The 16,235-nt window shown below is 33.1% G+C and carries 18 protein-coding genes, 1 tRNA gene and 1 rRNA gene; 10 read left to right on the top strand and 10 right to left on the bottom strand.

Translation table 11 applies throughout. The annotated features are described in order from the left end of the window. Nucleotides 1-5 precede the first annotated feature (5 nt). On the bottom strand, nucleotides 6-1,793 hold the full coding sequence (locus C6989_RS04080) for a ribosome biogenesis/translation initiation ATPase RLI (RefSeq protein ID WP_148702834.1): 1,788 nt from the start codon (nucleotides 1,791-1,793) through the stop codon (nucleotides 6-8). 91 nt (nucleotides 1,794-1,884) lie between these two features. Between C6989_RS04080 and rrf the strand changes: the two genes are divergently transcribed. Further along, nucleotides 1,885-2,004 (top strand): 5S ribosomal RNA (rrf, locus tag C6989_RS04085). Nucleotides 2,005-2,059: 55 nt separating this feature from the next. Next, entirely contained in the window at nucleotides 2,060-2,188 is a 129-nt protein-coding gene (locus C6989_RS10210; RefSeq protein ID WP_255464631.1) for a hypothetical protein, read from the top strand. Nucleotide 2,189: 1 nt separating this feature from the next. Here the strand turns inward: C6989_RS10210 and C6989_RS04090 are convergent, their stop codons facing one another. Genes C6989_RS04090 through C6989_RS04105 form a run of 4 tightly spaced genes read right to left on the bottom strand, consistent with a single transcriptional unit; the run spans nucleotide 2,190 to nucleotide 4,610 of the window. Further along, nucleotides 2,190-3,656, bottom strand: a complete 1,467-nt coding sequence (locus C6989_RS04090) for a leucyl aminopeptidase (RefSeq protein WP_182126397.1) — start codon at nucleotides 3,654-3,656, stop codon at nucleotides 2,190-2,192. A gap of 44 nt (nucleotides 3,657-3,700) precedes the next feature. Beyond that, nucleotides 3,701-3,841: a hypothetical protein gene (locus C6989_RS04095; RefSeq protein ID WP_182126398.1), complete on the bottom strand. Its 141-nt coding sequence runs from the start codon at nucleotides 3,839-3,841 to the stop codon at nucleotides 3,701-3,703. Nucleotides 3,842-3,885: 44 nt separating this feature from the next. Next, entirely contained in the window at nucleotides 3,886-4,281 is a 396-nt protein-coding gene (locus tag C6989_RS04100) for a hypothetical protein (RefSeq protein ID WP_182126399.1), read from the bottom strand. 41 nt (nucleotides 4,282-4,322) lie between these two features. Further along, entirely contained in the window at nucleotides 4,323-4,610 is a 288-nt protein-coding gene (locus C6989_RS04105; RefSeq protein WP_237087713.1) for a CxxC-x17-CxxC domain-containing protein, read from the bottom strand. A 193-nt stretch (nucleotides 4,611-4,803) separates the two neighbouring features. On the opposite strand from C6989_RS04105, the gene C6989_RS04110 reads away from it, so the two are divergent. Genes C6989_RS04110 through fsa form a run of 3 tightly spaced genes read left to right on the top strand, consistent with a single transcriptional unit; the run spans nucleotide 4,804 to nucleotide 8,104 of the window. Beyond that, complete coding sequence (locus C6989_RS04110; RefSeq protein WP_182126400.1) at nucleotides 4,804-6,471, top strand: ribulose-phosphate 3-epimerase; 1,668 nt, start codon at nucleotides 4,804-4,806, stop codon at nucleotides 6,469-6,471. Next, a complete protein-coding gene (locus tag C6989_RS04115; protein ID WP_182126401.1) occupies nucleotides 6,468-7,442 on the top strand; it encodes a transketolase family protein in 975 nt (324 codons plus the stop codon). The genes C6989_RS04110 and C6989_RS04115 overlap by 4 nt, the downstream gene beginning before the upstream one ends. Next, on the top strand, nucleotides 7,439-8,104 hold the full coding sequence (gene fsa / locus C6989_RS04120) for a fructose-6-phosphate aldolase (protein ID WP_182126402.1): 666 nt from the start codon (nucleotides 7,439-7,441) through the stop codon (nucleotides 8,102-8,104). The genes C6989_RS04115 and fsa overlap by 4 nt, the downstream gene beginning before the upstream one ends. Nucleotides 8,105-8,149: 45 nt before the next feature. On the opposite strand, the gene C6989_RS04125 is transcribed toward fsa, so the two are convergent. Then, the gene (locus tag C6989_RS04125; protein WP_148702840.1) at nucleotides 8,150-8,422 is read right to left on the bottom strand and encodes a hypothetical protein; all 273 of its coding nucleotides are present in this window, start codon (nucleotides 8,420-8,422) and stop codon (nucleotides 8,150-8,152) included. A gap of 154 nt (nucleotides 8,423-8,576) precedes the next feature. Between C6989_RS04125 and C6989_RS04130 the strand changes: the two genes are divergently transcribed. Beyond that, on the top strand, nucleotides 8,577-9,362 hold the full coding sequence (locus C6989_RS04130) for a hypothetical protein (protein WP_182126403.1): 786 nt from the start codon (nucleotides 8,577-8,579) through the stop codon (nucleotides 9,360-9,362). 9 nt (nucleotides 9,363-9,371) lie between these two features. On the opposite strand, the gene C6989_RS04135 is transcribed toward C6989_RS04130, so the two are convergent. Then, a complete protein-coding gene (locus C6989_RS04135) occupies nucleotides 9,372-10,394 on the bottom strand; it encodes a magnesium transporter CorA family protein (RefSeq protein WP_182126404.1) in 1,023 nt (340 codons plus the stop codon). A gap of 280 nt (nucleotides 10,395-10,674) precedes the next feature. On the opposite strand from C6989_RS04135, the gene C6989_RS04140 reads away from it, so the two are divergent. The 3 genes from C6989_RS04140 to C6989_RS04150 all read left to right on the top strand — a co-directional run bounded on the left by C6989_RS04140 (nucleotide 10,675) and on the right by C6989_RS04150 (nucleotide 13,197). Beyond that, a tRNA-His gene (locus C6989_RS04140) sits at nucleotides 10,675-10,746 on the top strand. A gap of 73 nt (nucleotides 10,747-10,819) precedes the next feature. Beyond that, the gene (locus C6989_RS04145) at nucleotides 10,820-11,443 is read left to right on the top strand and encodes a hypothetical protein (RefSeq protein ID WP_182126405.1); all 624 of its coding nucleotides are present in this window, start codon (nucleotides 10,820-10,822) and stop codon (nucleotides 11,441-11,443) included. A 326-nt stretch (nucleotides 11,444-11,769) separates the two neighbouring features. Further along, nucleotides 11,770-13,197: a hypothetical protein gene (locus C6989_RS04150; protein WP_182126406.1), complete on the top strand. Its 1,428-nt coding sequence runs from the start codon at nucleotides 11,770-11,772 to the stop codon at nucleotides 13,195-13,197. Between the two features lie 59 nt (nucleotides 13,198-13,256). On the opposite strand, the gene C6989_RS04155 is transcribed toward C6989_RS04150, so the two are convergent. Continuing rightward, complete coding sequence (locus C6989_RS04155) at nucleotides 13,257-13,568, bottom strand: hypothetical protein (protein ID WP_148702849.1); 312 nt, start codon at nucleotides 13,566-13,568, stop codon at nucleotides 13,257-13,259. Nucleotides 13,569-13,587: 19 nt separating this feature from the next. Here C6989_RS04155 and C6989_RS04160 point away from each other — a divergent pair, with 19 nt between their 5' ends. Further along, nucleotides 13,588-14,412, top strand: coding sequence for a winged helix-turn-helix domain-containing protein (locus C6989_RS04160; RefSeq protein ID WP_255464632.1), 825 nt, complete (start codon nucleotides 13,588-13,590; stop codon nucleotides 14,410-14,412). A 652-nt stretch (nucleotides 14,413-15,064) separates the two neighbouring features. On the opposite strand, the gene C6989_RS04165 is transcribed toward C6989_RS04160, so the two are convergent. Continuing rightward, entirely contained in the window at nucleotides 15,065-15,412 is a 348-nt protein-coding gene (locus C6989_RS04165; protein ID WP_182126407.1) for a hypothetical protein, read from the bottom strand. Nucleotides 15,413-15,452: 40 nt separating this feature from the next. Continuing rightward, nucleotides 15,453-16,214: a methyltransferase domain-containing protein gene (locus tag C6989_RS04170; RefSeq protein ID WP_182126408.1), complete on the bottom strand. Its 762-nt coding sequence runs from the start codon at nucleotides 16,212-16,214 to the stop codon at nucleotides 15,453-15,455. Between the last annotated feature and the right edge of the window lie 21 nt (nucleotides 16,215-16,235).

The following is a 16,235-nucleotide window of genomic DNA, read 5'->3' on the forward strand; positions in this document are numbered from 1 at the left end:
TCGAGTCAATTCTTGTAATAGAAATTACCTGATGATTTTTGATCCTTATCTAATCTACTTTCAAGTTTATTCACTCTAGGTCTGAGACTTTTCTCATCACGTCTAAATGACATATCAAGTGATTTGAGGAATCTATTCATTGCATCTGCTTTTGGTAACGGAGATGTAGCTACACCGGCCGCACCTGATTCTCCTTCAAAAATTACCATTGAATCTGAAATTAAATCCATTAATTGTAAATCATGATCAATAACTATTGCTGATTTTCCAAAAGAGCGAACAAATTTTTGCAAGAATTTTGCAACTGCTATTCTATCTTCTACATCTAAAAATGCTGAAGGCTCATCTAATGCATACAAATCTACTTTTTGCAATAAACATGAGGCAACTGCAACTTTTTGTAATTCTCCTCCTGAAAGATTCTTGACTGATTTATTGTATAATTTTTTTATTTTTAATGGATCAAGAATCTGTTCTTCTTCAAGACTACCTTCTACCTGATCTCCATTTGCCTTATCTAATACTGATACTACTTCAACGTCTATGTCATTTTGAAGATATTGTGGTTTGTATGCAATCTTGATTTTTTTATCAATACTTCCGGAATCTGGTTTTTCAACACCTGCAATCATTTTCATCATAGTTGTTTTCCCTAAGGCATTAGCTCCCATTATGCCTAATACCTCACCTTTTCTAACTTGCCCAGGCTCAATTGTAACTGAAAATGATGGATATTTTTTTTCTAGTTTTGGATATGTGACAACTTCACTACCTTCTTGAAATTCATCTGTAGATGATGATGAAACATCAAATGAAAATTTCTTATCTCTGAATCTAACATTCTCATTTGGCAGATATCCGTCAAGAAATACATTAATTCCAACTTTGGTAGATAGAATATTTGAAACAATTCCATATGCGGCTGGTTCTCCATATAACACTTCGATATAATCACTAAGAAAATCTAGTAAAGTAAGATCGTGCTCTACTACCATGACGCTTTTTCCAATTTTAGCTAAACCTTGAATTACACGTGCAACTCCTGTTCTTTGAAAAACATCATTGTATGATGACGGCTCATCAAAAAAATAGAATTCAGTATCTTTTGATGCAGCAGCAGCTACTGCAATTCGTTGTAATTCTCCTCCACTTAATTCTTTTAGACTATGATCCATAGAATTTTCCAATCCTAATTCTTTGATTAGATGTCTAGAAACACCTCGCTCATCATATTTTTCAATTAGTTCATTTCCTGTTCCCTCAAATGCTTGTGCAATGTGATGAACTTGTTGAGGTTTTATTGATGCACGAATTTGGTTTTGTTCAATTTTTTCAAAATGCTGTTTAAGTTCTGTTCCACTATAATATTTTAAAATTTCATCCCATTCCGGTGGGTTTTCATATCTTCCTAGATTTGGTTTTAGGTTTCCTGATAAAATGTTAACAACTGTACTTTTACCCATCCCATTTCTTCCAAGTAGTCCGACTACCTCTCCTTTCTTTGGTGTTGGTAATTTGAATAGTCTAAATGAGTTGGGACCATATTGATGAATTTTATCAGTAGCTAACTCACTTGCCAAATTCACAATTGTTATTGCATCAAATGGGCATACTTTGACACATATTCCACAACCATTACAAATATCTTCATCAATCTGGGCCTTTTTTGATTCTTCATTTAGAACAATACAATCTGCCCCTGATTTGTTTACTGGACAATATTTTATGCACTCTAAACCACATTTTTTAGGCTGACAAAGCTCATGATCTAGAACACCTACCCTATGTGTCATGTCGTAATCGGGTATTTTCTTTGCTTTATACCTATTTTGGAATGCTTGAAGGATGCGTTACGTTAATAGATGAGAATCTGACATTAATCTTCAAGCCGGCCATAGCGTTAGGGTGCGACCCAATCCCTTTCCGAACTTGGAAGTCAAACCTGACGTCGCTGTTGTGCTACTAAGATGCGAGAGCCCTTGGGAAGCAACAGTGCTGGCATTTTCTAATTTTGAATCAATCTTTTAATATCCAATTAATTTGGTTGATGTGATTTCAAATGCCAAATTGTAGTGTATGTGGAGAAAATTGTGATAATGATATTCGGCTATTAAACCACATGATGGAAAAACATGGTTGGAGAAATCCAAATGTTGGAACTCCTGATAGAAATAGTAGAGGTTACTGAACTACATATTCTGTAAATAGTCTAAAACCAATCTTACTCCAAAACCTGTAGCGCCTTTTGGATTGTATGATTTTTCTTTTGTAGCTGTTTGTGTCCAAGCAACTCCTGCAATATCCAAATGTACCCATGGTGTATTTTCAATAGCATTTCTTAAGAACGCTGCAGCAGTTATTGTTCCAGCAGCTCTACCAATTCCCATATTTTTCATATCTGCTACATCTGACTTGATCATATCCATAAACTCTTGATTTAATGGGAGTTCCCAAATTTGTTCTGTAGTGTTTTTTGATGATTTAAAAATTTTTTTTGATAGTTTTTCATTATTTGAAACCATACCTGCCACATTAGTGCCTAATGCGATAATACATGCTCCAGTTAAAGTTGCAAAGTCTATAATTGCTTTAGGTGAATAATGTTTTTCACCATACGCTAGTGCATCAGCTAAAATCAATCTTCCTTCAGCATCTGTGTTGAGAATTTCAGCAGTTTTCCCATTGTATAATTTTATGATGTCTCCAGGCCTGTATGATTCCCCCCCTGGCATGTTCTCAACAGATGGGATAATTCCAATTACATTGATTGGTAATTTTAATTCTGATATTGCTTTCATAATTCCCAAAACTGTACAACCTCCACATTTGTCAAATTTCATTTCGTCCATACCTGCTCCAAGCTTTAACGAAATTCCACCAGTGTCAAATGTTACTGCTTTTCCAACAAGTACAATAGGTTTTTCATTTCTTGCTCCCTTGTTATGTTCTAGAACAATTAGTTTGGGTTCATTCTTACTTCCTTGCCCTACAGCTGAAATTCCACCAAAGCCTTTCTTTTTTAGTTCTGGTTTTGAAATAATTTTACATTTCATTTTGTTTTTGGAAATTATCCTTGCAAAATTTGCTAAAGTGGATGGCGTGCACTCGTTTGGAGGTAAATTAGCAATACTCTTTGTAAATATTGCACCATCTGCAACAATTTCTGCCGTCTTTATTGCTTGTAAAATCTTGTTTGATTTTGAAACAATTATTGTTAGATCTGGAGAATTTTGTTCTTTTTCAGCCTTGAATTTCTCAAATTTATAAAGTGCCATTTTCACTCCTTGTACAATTTGTGTTGATGATGAAGTTTGGTCAATTACAAAATTGGGAGGGGAAATTATTGAAAATTCTTTTAATCTTAATTCACGTGCTTTTTGAGCAATTTTTCCTGAAATTTGTCTAAAAGTATCTTTTGTAATATCTTCTTTTTTACCAATTCCTGCAATCAGAATTCTCTGAAATTGTTTTTTTCCTACAATCGGAATAATTATCATTTTACCTAATTTTCCCTCTATATCTTTGAGAGATTGTTTTACAACTTGGGATGTTTTTGCATCTAGTTTTGGTAATCCTAAAACTTTATCTGATTTTTCTAAAGCAAATCCACAAAGTAGTTGAGTTTTTTTTGGAGAATTTTGCACTCTTACTTTCAATATGAATATTGATTTTTAGAGTCTTATTTAGATTTATGACATACTTAACTGCATTCTCTGAGCATTTCATTGATTACCGAGGAAAAACTTACGGTTGCAGCTGTTTCTTTAATTTTCTTTGCTTGAAGATTTCTTACTTTTTTAACAACATCTTCATCAATCATTATTGTTTTACGTTCTGCCATAAAAAATCGAGTCAATATTGTGGTTAAAAATCTATTTCTTGTAATTAAATATGAACTTCATCATGATTTTTTATGACTCTACTATTGGAAATTAAACTCGATGATCTAACAAAAACTGCCTTAACTGATTTACAATCTTGTAAACACTGTTCTTCTATTCTTTCTGATCTAAATTTTCTTGTTCTCTTTGAAAAAATTGTTTTTATTAGTGGTAACAAAGCTGCTCTCCCTCCATATGCTGTTTTTTCATCAATAAACCAAAACATGTCTAGTGCAGATTTATCTAAAATTTTTTGTCGTATATCTTCACCTGTTTTCGTATAATGTCCAATCATCCTAATTTTTCCTCTGGCAAAAAAATCCACAAATTTAGCAAATTTTACGCATAAATAACATTGATTATCAAAAACTACCATTGGAAAATTCTCTTTAATTTTCATATTATAATTACTCTGAAATTAACTAAAAATTTTTCCTAATTCTAAACATTGGTATTTTGCTTATGGTTTGGGAAGCATTCTCTACAATATACAGGTCTGTCCTCTTTTGGTTTGAATGGAACTTGACATTCATTTCCACAATCGCCACATGTTGCTGTGTGCATTTCTCTTTGTCTGTTAAATCTTGATCTTCCCCCAAACCTGTCTCCACTACGTCTTTCAGGTCTATGGTTTGGGAAGCATTCTCTACAATATACAGGTCTGTCCTCTTTTGGTTTGAATGGAACTTGACATTCATTTCCACAATCGCCACATGTTGCTGTGTGCATTTCTCTTTCTTCCCCAAAGGACATTTCTTACAAAATTTGTTAAATTCTGCTGTAATTAAACCATTGTAAATTCTTTTGATTTTTTACTATATGGATCTCTTCATTTTTGATATTATGTGGTTTAATTGGAATTTTTTTAATGAATATGTTTTAGAAGTAGATTTTTATTAAATTTGAAGTCAAAACGAACGATATGGGGCTTAATTATTATCAAATAAAGAAAAATATTCTTAGAGCCCGAAAATTAGTAATTAAAGCCACCAATGCCGCTGGTTCGGGTCATCCTGGAGGTTCCTTTTCAATGGCAGAAATTTTAGGCTGTTTATTTAACAAATATTTGAAATTCGATCCTAAAAACCCACAATGGGAAGATCGAGATCGTTTGGTATTATCAAAAGGACATGCTGCCCCAGGACTATTCTCCAACATGGCAGTAGCTGGATATTTTCCAGAATCAGAACTTGAAACTTTGAGAAAATTTGGAAGTAAATTACAAGGACACCCAGATTTGAAGTGCCCTGGTGTTGAATTTTGTGGAGGCTCTTTGGGTACTGGTTTGTCATATTCTGTGGGAATTGCACTTGCAGGAAAAATTGATTCTAAGGATTATCACGTCTATACAATTATTGGAGATGGTGAGTCTGATGAAGGTCAAGTTTGGGAAGCTGCAATGACTGCAGCAAAATACAAAGTTGATAATCTTACTGCTTTTCTTGATAGGAATTTCATTCAACAGGATTCTTACACTGAAAAAATCATGCCTCTTGACAAAACACTAGAAAGTGATGACCTTTCTGAAATGTGGAAAGATGCTTCTAGATGGAAGACTGGTGACAAATGGAGATCATTTGGTTGGAATGTGATTGAAATTGATGGACATCGAATTGAACAGATAGATTCAGCTATTGCTAAAGCTAATACAACAAAAGGTGTACCAACAATAATTATCTCAAGAACAATTAAAGGAAAATCTGTAGAACATATGGAAGACAATCCTGCATGGCATGGAAAAGCACCAGACTCTGATGTTGTACCAATCATTAATCTTGAATTAGATTCTCAGTTTATGATCGCACCCTCAATTATTGCAGGTGATATGACCAATCTTGAAAATGAAGTTAAAAGATGTGTTTCAGGCAGATCTGATTACATTCATTTGGATGTGATGGATGGACAATTTGTTCCAAACAAAACCTTTGATCATACTAAAATCAAAGAATTACGACCACTTACTGTAATTCCATTTGATTCTCATCTTATGATTGATGATCCTGTAAAACATGTTAGGGATTACATTGATGCAGGTAGTGATGTCATTACTGTACATGCAGAAGTAACTGATGAATCTAGTTTTGGAGAAATCCATGATTTACTAAAACAAAATCAAGTAGGTGTAGGATTTGCAATAAATCCTGATACTGAATTACCTGAGTGGTCTTACAAATTCTTACCTTCACTTGATCAGCTTATTGTCATGTCTGTGGTACCTGGCAAATCTGGTCAAAAATACATTGAAGAAACACATGCAAAAATGGTTAGATTAAATTCCATCCTAAAAGAACATAGTTTTTCAGGCTATATTGAGGCTGATGGTGGAGTAAATCTTGAAAATATTGGCTCAGTTTTTGCAGATGGTGCTCGTGCATTTGTAGGTGGTGGTGCAATTATTGGTCAACAAGATGTTCGTGTTGCAATTAGAGATTTTAGAAATGAGGTTTTGAAATCAAGAAGAGGAATTTTACTTGATAAAGCTAATGAGTTAGGTGGAACTGAATTAGTAAACAAATGGATTGGATTGCATGTTGTTGGAGAAAAACAAGAACAAATTAAAAAAATTGCAGGGGAGAAAGGGTATCTTTGAATGAACCAATAATGACTGACATGCGTTCCGACTACTCAAAATCTTTAATCCAGATTGGAAAAGAAAATCCCAATGTTGTTGTATTGGGCGCTGACACTACTGATTCATTAAAAACATCTAGTTTTGGAAAAGAATTTCCAAATAGATTTTTCAATGTTGGGATTGCCGAAGCAAATCTTGTAACAACTTCTGCTGGATTAGCAGTATCTGGAAAAATACCCTTTGCAAGTACTTATGCCATATTTTTGCCAGGGAGAGCAGTTGATCAAATTAGAAATAATGTGGCTTATCCTTCACCTCCAGGAAAAAAAGGCCTTAATGTAAAATTCGTTGTTTCACATGGCGGTTTATCTGTTGGTCCTGATGGTGGTTCACATCAACAAATTGAAGATATTGCTATTATGAGAGTAATTCCAAATTTTCGAGTTTTTATTCCTGCTGACACCATTGCAGTTTCTAAATTGACAATTTTAATGGCAAATGAGTATGGACCATTTTACATGCGAATGGCAAGATCAAAGACTCCATTAGTACATTCAGATTCTCAGAACTTTGAAATTGGAAAAGGAATAACTTTGAGGGATGGCTCTGATTGCACAATTGCTGCATGTGGAATAACTGTGAGAATGGCATTAGAAGCTGCTGAAACACTTCAGCAAGAAGGGATTTCTTGTAGAGTCTTAGATATATTTTCCATTAAACCAATAGATGATGCAATTTTAGAAAAGGCTGCTCGTGAAACTGGGTGTATTGTTACTGCTGAAGAACATAATATTATAGGCGGAATGGGTTCTGCTGTGGCTGAATCTGTTTCTGAATCTTATCCTGTACCCATCAAAAGAATTGGGGCTCAAGACATGTTTGGTGAATCTGCTCGTGATAACGAAATTCCTTTACTTTTAGAAAAACATGGAATAACATCTTTTAATATGGTAAAACAAGTCAAAGAAATTAGGAGCAAAAAACTATGAAAATTTTTCTTGATACTGCCAATTTAGAATCCATACGAAAATTTAATGACATGGGATTGCTTGACGGAATTACTACAAATCCATCTCTTATGTCAAAAGAGAGTGGCAATCCAAAAGATTCTATGGCAGAAATTACAAAAATCATCAAGGGTGATGTTAGTTTAGAAGTTGTTAGCACTGAGTTTTCTGGAATGTTAGAAGAAGGAAAGCGATTACGTGAATATGGAGAAAATGTTGTTGTAAAAGTTCCTATGACTCCTGATGGACTAAAAGCATGCAAATCACTTTCATCTGAAGGAATTCCTGTAAATGTAACGCTGGTGTTTTCTCCAAACCAAGCTTTACTTGCTGCAAAATCAGGTGCAAAATATGTCAGTCCATTTATTGGACGATTAGATGATATTGGTCAAGATGGAATGCATTTAATTAAAGAAATAAAAGAAATTTTTTCAAATTATAATTTTGGAACTAAAATTTTAGTTGCAAGTGTACGCCATCCAATGCATGTAGTAGAAGCTGCAAAAATTGGGGCTGATGTGGTCACTTTACCTCCTGGAGTGTTAGATAAGATGCTTCAACACCCATTGACTAAAATTGGTTTAGAAAATTTTCTTAAAGACTGGGAAAAAGTCAAAGCTGAAAATCCTGATGTCAAAATCTGACATTATTGTTCAATGTAAAATCATAAAAATGAAATTTTGAGGAATTTATGATGTACCTTTGTTTTTACTCTTTCTAGAACCTGTTCCTCTACCTGTGACTCTAGTCATTCCTTCTGTTGATGGTCTAGCTTTTGGTTCTGGCATATCCCCAAGTTTTCTAGAACCTGTTCCTCTACCAGTATGTACCATTCTGTTTGCAGCAGCTTTTTTCCTTGCTTCTTGAATTTTTCTAAATTCATCTCCTGACCATTTTTTAGGGTCGTCATCTACTTCAATAGTTCCTGTTCCCCTTCCAGTTCGTATTTTTATTTTGCCCATAAACATAGTGGCATTATCTGGTATTTATCTAATCTGATTTTTATCAATCAACAACAAATTCTATGAAATTTTTTAAATTCATATTAAAACTCTATTCTTTTGGAATCAAATATTAGAGTCAAACTCTCTGTTTTTTTAAACCCTTGGTGATTTTATGAAAAGAATTCTTTATGTTGTTCTCCCAATTTTTGCATTTGTTTTAATTTTTACAAATGCCTTTTTTGGTCATCTAATTTTTGGATTGCCTTATGAACAAGATATTAACAAATATTCAATTTATGTACATCTTCAAGAGGAATGGAATAGTTATCCTGGAAATATTTTATTTGATATAACAAATGTTTGGTCGAATTCAAATTCTGATCAAAATGTGTATTCTACAGATCCTTCTGATATTACTTCTTTAATTAACTATAATTCTAATCAACTACAATCTCAAAATGGAAAATCTTACGTAGAATTAAAACATGAATTCAGTAACTGTGAATCAAGTTGGAAACCTATGTTGTATAGACTAGCAATTGATTCTCTTCGTAATAAAATCGAATTTGTAAAAGGTGCTCAATTAAATGATGATCCGTATATCACAATTTTACCAAATATGGGTATTGAAAAGCAGACTGCGTCTGAATCATATGTCCAGTTTATACCAATTTGTACTTCTCACGAATCTACTTCCTATGAATTCTCTGTTTCAATAAATGATAAAAATTCATGGTTTGATGTTTATTTTGTAAATTCAGAAAAACAGTTAGAACATTATCTAAATTCTGAAATATTTCATTATTATTCTGGTGATGAATGTTCTGCCCAGAATTATCAGAGTTTTAGTGGAGAATGTAATAATGTGGGAAATAATTCTGGTCTTCTAATAATAATCCCTGACAATTTAGAGCAGTCATTAACTAAGGTTAAAGTAAACCTGCATGAAAAATTGTAGGTTATTGTTTTAGTTATTGATCCAGCCTAATTTTTTGAAATATGTAAACATCAAAATTGCTGGAATTGCTGATGCAAGAATTACAATTATGAAAGTTGTAAATGGTCCTAAGAACATTAGATTATCTCCAACCCCTCCTGGTAAATTTACATTCATTCCATAAAATGTTCCGATAACTGTTGCAGGAATTGCTAGTGTAAATATGATGGTTAAAACTGCAAGTACTTTGTTTGTTTTTTCTGTACTTAATACAAAATCAGTATCTTTGTAAATCTCCATTGTTTCTCTTGATTCTTCTAGTGTTTCAATTACTTTGTCAATGTGATCAATTACATCATCAAAGTATAATGAAAGATTCTCTTCGTCTCTTTCAGAAAACCTTTTTACATTTTTTGTAATCTCTAAAACAAATTTCTTTAGGGGATTAGCTATTCTTCTTAGTCTGTTAATCTCTCTCCTAAGTAACGCAATACTTCTTGCTACTGGTTTTGTTTCATCAAACACTCTGTCTTCAATTTCATCTAAATTAGCAATAATCTTTCTAGAGGTGTGTAAAAGATCATCTACTAACACATCTATAATTTCATGAAGTAATAGCCCTGAAGATTTTTGTAATATTTTGTTTTTTCTTTGTTCATCTGAATTTGATTTACAAATATCTACTAATTCCACAAGTGGTTTGAGATCTCCTTGATGAATTGTTACTAGAAAATCCTTTCCTACAAATATTGATAATTGACTATTTTTTGAAATTCCTACTTTTTGGCTAAGTGGTGGAAAATGAAGAATTACGAAGAAATGGTCATCATAACTATCTAATTTTGGGAGTTCAAATTTAGTCATACAGTCTTCAATGTTTAGAGCATTGAAATTGTATTTTGCAGCTAGTTCTTCCACATCATTTCGATCTGGATTCTGTAAGTCAGTCCATACAAATTTCTCTGCTTGTATGGTCTCAGTTTTTTTCTCGATAGAACTCTCTATGGATTTTCTACCTGAGCGTAATCGATTTGAGATGAATCCCTTTCTCATGTCGAAAAATACCCTGATACAACAAATTTAAAGCGATCGTTATCAATTTGTATGAAATCTCTAATTACCCTGAAATTGAAAATTATGCTAAAATTTTAGGCTCCATTACTTGTATGGAAGTAAATACATTCCACCGTAATATGTTAGTCCAATTGTAATGGCCATTGCAATCCACCAAAATCTCATAATAGAAATTTCATATGGTTAATAATAAATCTACAGTCTGATTTTCATAAAAAATCAAAGATTATTACTGGATACTCTTTTTTTCTAATTTGTGGCCTTCGTAGTACAGTGGTTAGTATAGAGGATTGTGGATCCTCGGACAGGAGTTCGATTCCCCTCGAGGGCCCTCACTTTTGACCTTCCGTCTAAAAGTATAGTGAAAATTATAACTAATTATGGTGATTTTGCATTAGATTAGTATGAATAATTTTAATTATTTTTTCACTCCTGTTGGTCCTGAATACAAGAAAAAATTTGCAAGAAATGTTGGTATTGCCGTTTTGATTCTCTTTGCATTTTATGGTATAATGCATCTAATTGGGGATATCTCAAAACTCGAAGAAACTAAGATGATAAATGACACTCTTTTTACCATTCCATCTGCCCAAGAATTTCTTAATATGGATTGTAAAAATCTGAATCATTTTTACCCTGAATTTCCAAGTGAGGATGTTGCAGACGCTTGGATAACCCGAATGCATGAGTGTATAAATGAACAAGAAAAAGTAAATGACAAACATAAAGTAATTGAACTATTCAAAAACACTCCTGAGGTTAAGGCATTTCATATGCAATATGAAAATGCACGGACCTCTCTGAGAGATGATCACATATCTTACTTTTCAGGAAGTGAGGATGGTTATCTTGTTAGAATGAATTTATTTTTTGATGAAAACAATGTGATGAAAAATATGGATTTTCATTGTTACTATCAAAAAGTTCACCAGTTTGAACTTCCTCAAGAGGATTTAGTATCCAAAATAGGAAAATACGACTGTAAAGAATTTGCCGAGTTAGAAAATGAAAAATATGTACAAAAATAAAATATCATCATTCCAAAATAATTAGAACTTAAGACCAAAAACGTTTAGTTTCTTGGTGACAGTTCCAATTATGTATTGTTTTGTAAAATAATATTTAGGATATTCTTATGATTTGTATGAATAATTTCTACGTCTGGCTTTTATGTGATATTTGCCTGATATCATTATACAATTGATGGGAGTCATTCATCTTGTATCAGACCATACCCTAACCTAGGTTGGGTCAATTTTGACCCGACTTTATCATTACTTTGTGCGTAAAAATTGCCATTTTTACTAACAATTTATCAGTGCCTATTATAAGGAAAAACCATGTCGGTTTTTTTATGGTGGGCGTGAAAATTCTTGTCATTAGTGTTGCGTTTGCATTGTTTTTTGCAGTAAGTCCTGCATTTGCACAGGAATCAGTTGCGACAAATAATCAAACAACGTTGTCAGGTGATCTTCAAAACAATCCTGTTGCACAAGATATTCTAAAAAAGATAGAGCAGACAAAAAAATGGATTGCTGATCTTGAGCAAAGAAACTATGAAAAACTGAAAACACAAAAAGAGTTGGAGGAAAAAAGAGCACATTCTCTTCAAATACTAAATCAAGATCTTGCAGAATGGGAAAAATTATGGGAGTATTTTTCCTCTTACAATGCATTTGATAGATTTGTAGACAAGATTCCTGATTCTCAAGTGCAAAATGTTTTTTGGGATCAGTTTGAATTCAAGGAACAAAAGGTCAAGGCAGGAAGAGATGCATTCAAAGAAGTACTTGCTGATGGAGGTTCCAGACAAGATGCACTTCAAGCATATTTTACAGCAGCTGAAACTAAAAGAATAGAACTTATCGAAACAAATTCCCAGTTTAATGTAAATCATAACTTGGCATATTATTCACAACAAATTCTCTTTGATAAAGAAGGCCAATTCACTGACTCTCCTATAACTGGCGAACAACTACGAAAATACTATGAGGATTACAGGACAAACCCTGCCTATTTGGAGGCAAACCCTGATGATGTAGTGTCTTGGGAGGATCTTAGCCAAACAAATCCTAATACCAAATGTAGGGATGGACATGTTGTAGTGTATAGATTTCATGCAGATGACTATGTTTGTGTAAGCGGTTCTACTGCAGAGATGTGGGTACGTCATGGAATGGGTGAGATTACAGGAGATGGACAAAATCAGTTTGATCAAGAACCTGTTACGCCACTTACAAAATGTAATGATGGGTTTGTAGTAATATTTAACATTGAAACTCAGAAATATTCCTGCATACTTGATGATACTGCAAAAAACTGGATAGAGCAAGGACTTGCAGAATTTCACAGTGTTGATGACTATGTAGCAACCAGCATTGAGAATAAAGATAACTCTCAGAGAACTGAAGAAGTAAATTTGCAAATATGGGAAATGAAAAAAGAATATGAAGAAAAGAAGATAGAACTAAAAAAACTGTATGATAAAAAATATGATGATGCATTAGCTGAATCAAAACGTGATGAAAAAAACGTAACTCTTGATTATACTCAGCGTTCAGGAATGTCACAAAAAGAACTTAGTATAAAAATTGGCGAGATAAGAGAAAGATATGAATCTCAAAAAGAAACTCTTCTGAAAAACAAAATCCATGAGTTGAAAAATCTTGAAAATGAATTTGAGCAAAGCATGAAAGACCTTGTATCTTTTTACGAACAAGATCCGTATGTTGAAGTTAGATTAAACATGGGACGTATTGGATATGAGGCAGTTGCTAGATGATGAAAGAATTTCAGCCTTTGTGTATGTAGAATTAACTATAAAAAAATTGGAAGAAGAGATTATCCTCTTCCCATTGCAGCATATTTTCCCTTGCGACCCCTTACAAAAAAGGCAGTGGCAATTCCGCCAAACACGCCTGTAGACAGTATAAGAGCACCAAGCACTCCGTCTGCTGCAAACATTGGAGTCCCAGAACCTGTACTGGGGTTCTCATTTGCAATTCTTACTCTGTCTTCTGAAAGCTTGATGTAATCTTCAAGTCCAGTATTTGCAGAAGATGGCAGGTATTGTGCAAATGCAAGGCTGCTAACAGAAGGCAATATCAAAACACTTAACATCACTCCTGTCATGATTATCTTTTTTCCACTCATTGAATTACTTAGGTGATTTTTGCATAAAGGGTTTGATGAAATTTTTGTTTTACTAATCCTTACATACTATAATGTCCTATATTATACACCTATGAGCAATGAGACTTCAAAGCCTGTAGATGCTGTAAATATTTTCTCATTAGATGATGAAAAAATGAAAATTCTAGCCAAAGTAATTTCAAACAAGTCAAGCATTTCTATTTTGAATTTGTTATTTGATGATGAACTAACTGCAAATGAGATTGCTCAAAAAACAAACATGTCATTGCAACTAGTTAAACACTATCTAGAAAAAATGCAACAAATTGAGCTTGTATGTGTATCAAAAACTGAGAAAAACTCAAAGGCACGTGACATGAACTACTACAAGGCATCAAAGCTTGCAATTGTAATTACTCCTTCAAAAATTACAGAGAAAACAAAACAAAGCAAACTACTGTTGCGTTCTTTTCATTCAATATCCAAAGTATTTGGAATGGGAGTTACCTCTGCAATAACTGCAATGTCTGTAATTGTAATGTCTGCTGAAAGTAGACTATTAGAGCCAATACAGAGCTGGTACTCTCAGTTTAGTTTGCCTATCAAAATCCCTGGAACTGGCCTTGCAAACTCTATGGATGAATCGCTTTACTTGGCAAAGACAAAGGTAGATTCAGTGGTGTCAAACCCTGGAGCAGGCTCTGGAACTCCGTATCTGGATCCTTACACTGGCGTTTCAGGATTGGCAGGAACTGATTTTGTAATCATGTTATCTATACTTGCAGGTGCGGGAGCAGTATTGTCATTTGTATTTTTTAATAACGTGATTCAATCATTTCAGAAACCAGATGAATCTGTCAATTGATTTGTGTTACAACAGTAATTTCGCTAGTTTCTGGGGATGTTTGTAAAACGATTATTGGTATGTGATCCAGTCATTTTTACGCCTAAAATAATGAGGGCCTTGAACTAATTTGACAAGTCACCTCAAGGGTCCTCTATCATTTTCATAATTTCTTTTTAAGGTCGAAAAGTCGTTTTAACAATTAGCAGCAATTATAATTTTGTAGGTCCTATATCCAATAATCTTGAGATATTTTTTATATTGATGCTTTTGAATAATTCTACTTCCTCGTCCCTGTTATCCATGCTGATGAAGAGTAAATGTTCCTCATCAATAGGAAAAGTCATTCTCCTAATTTTCTCATATGATGTAACTGAGTATCGAGGTTTACCAACCTTGTCTTTGATCTCTGCATGTGATTTCCATGATTCAATTGTTCTTTTGTTTCTTCTAAGGAAAACAGCTGTCTAATATCATCACGACGTTTTTGAAATCATAATTGGTCATCTAAATTGCAAATAGCTGAAAATCTCACATTTTTGTTTGATGTCATCAAAGATTCTAAAAAACTCTTATAATCTTTCCATTATTTCATTAGTTTTTACTATTACAAAATATGATCATGTCTTGTTGCCAACATATTCTTATTTGAGAAAACTATCTCTTACACTGACTAAAATATTCCAAATTTACTTGATTCCATCTCTTCTTTTATGGCAAGTTTGAATCTGGGTGATTTGCTTTCTAGATTATTAGTCAACCATGTTAAAAACTTCTTTTCAGTGCCTTTTCCCTTTAATTTTTCAAAATCAGGGCCCATCATATCCACTAATTTTTGAACAAGTGACTTGTTTACACTTAGAACAAAAAAATGCCATCCAAAGGCAAATTCAGAGTCTGTCATTACAAAATCTTCTTCCCCATGAACCATTTCTTCTAAAAGCGATAATTGTCTTGTAAGTGCCTTACTTGTTTTATCATAATCAACTGCTGATACATTAATGTGCATTCTTCCATCCATGATTGATTTATGTGCAAACAAAATAAAAGGATTACAGGAATTATTCTTTTAACATGGGTTCAAAATCTATATCAAAATTCATTTTCATGAGCTTGATGTATGTTTGAATCGATTCTGGAATGTCATCTCCACAAGCAACTCCCAATTTTTTTGCATTGATCCATATAACTAGAGTCTGAATTATTGTAAGAAATCTATCGTTTTTGATTTCTGGTGATCCAATCGCTTTTGTGTATCTTTCTGCAAATTCCCATGCTGTAACAAAATCAACACATTTCACACCAAATATTGCTAGTAATTGCTCTTGCATGCTTTTTGCTTTTTTGAATGGAATTTTGTTAATGATGTATGGAAATTCTACTTTATCTGGAATACAATCGGGAAGAGGGCCCCAAATAGTAACTATTTTTGTTTCTGGTTTCAGATTTTCAAATTTTTTTAACATCTGGTTTGTCACATTTTCATCTGTGAACCAAAATAGAATTACTGTTGCATCTGAGATATCTGCATTTAAAATATCTTGGCAGATTAATTCAACTTGAATCTTTTTTTCTTCAAGATTTTTTTTAGCCTTTTTAATTTTGTCAGAATTATAATCTATGCCAACTGCTTTTTTTACTCCAAATTCATTTACTGCAATTTCTACTCCTTTTTCATCTCCACAACCTAAATGATAAAAAATATCATCTTTTTTGAGTTTAACAAATTTGAAAATATCTTTTAGAGATTTTTCTGGTAATTGTACATCTTCCCCACTAAGTACATTTTCAGGAAGTGTTTCTAGATATTCGTCAATTTTCAATAATATTTATTTTAAAAACGA

The sequence above is a fragment of the Nitrosopumilus sp. b2 genome (genome assembly GCF_014078535.1).
GTDB classification, from domain to species: Archaea; Thermoproteota; Nitrososphaeria; order Nitrososphaerales; family Nitrosopumilaceae; genus Nitrosopumilus; species Nitrosopumilus piranensis.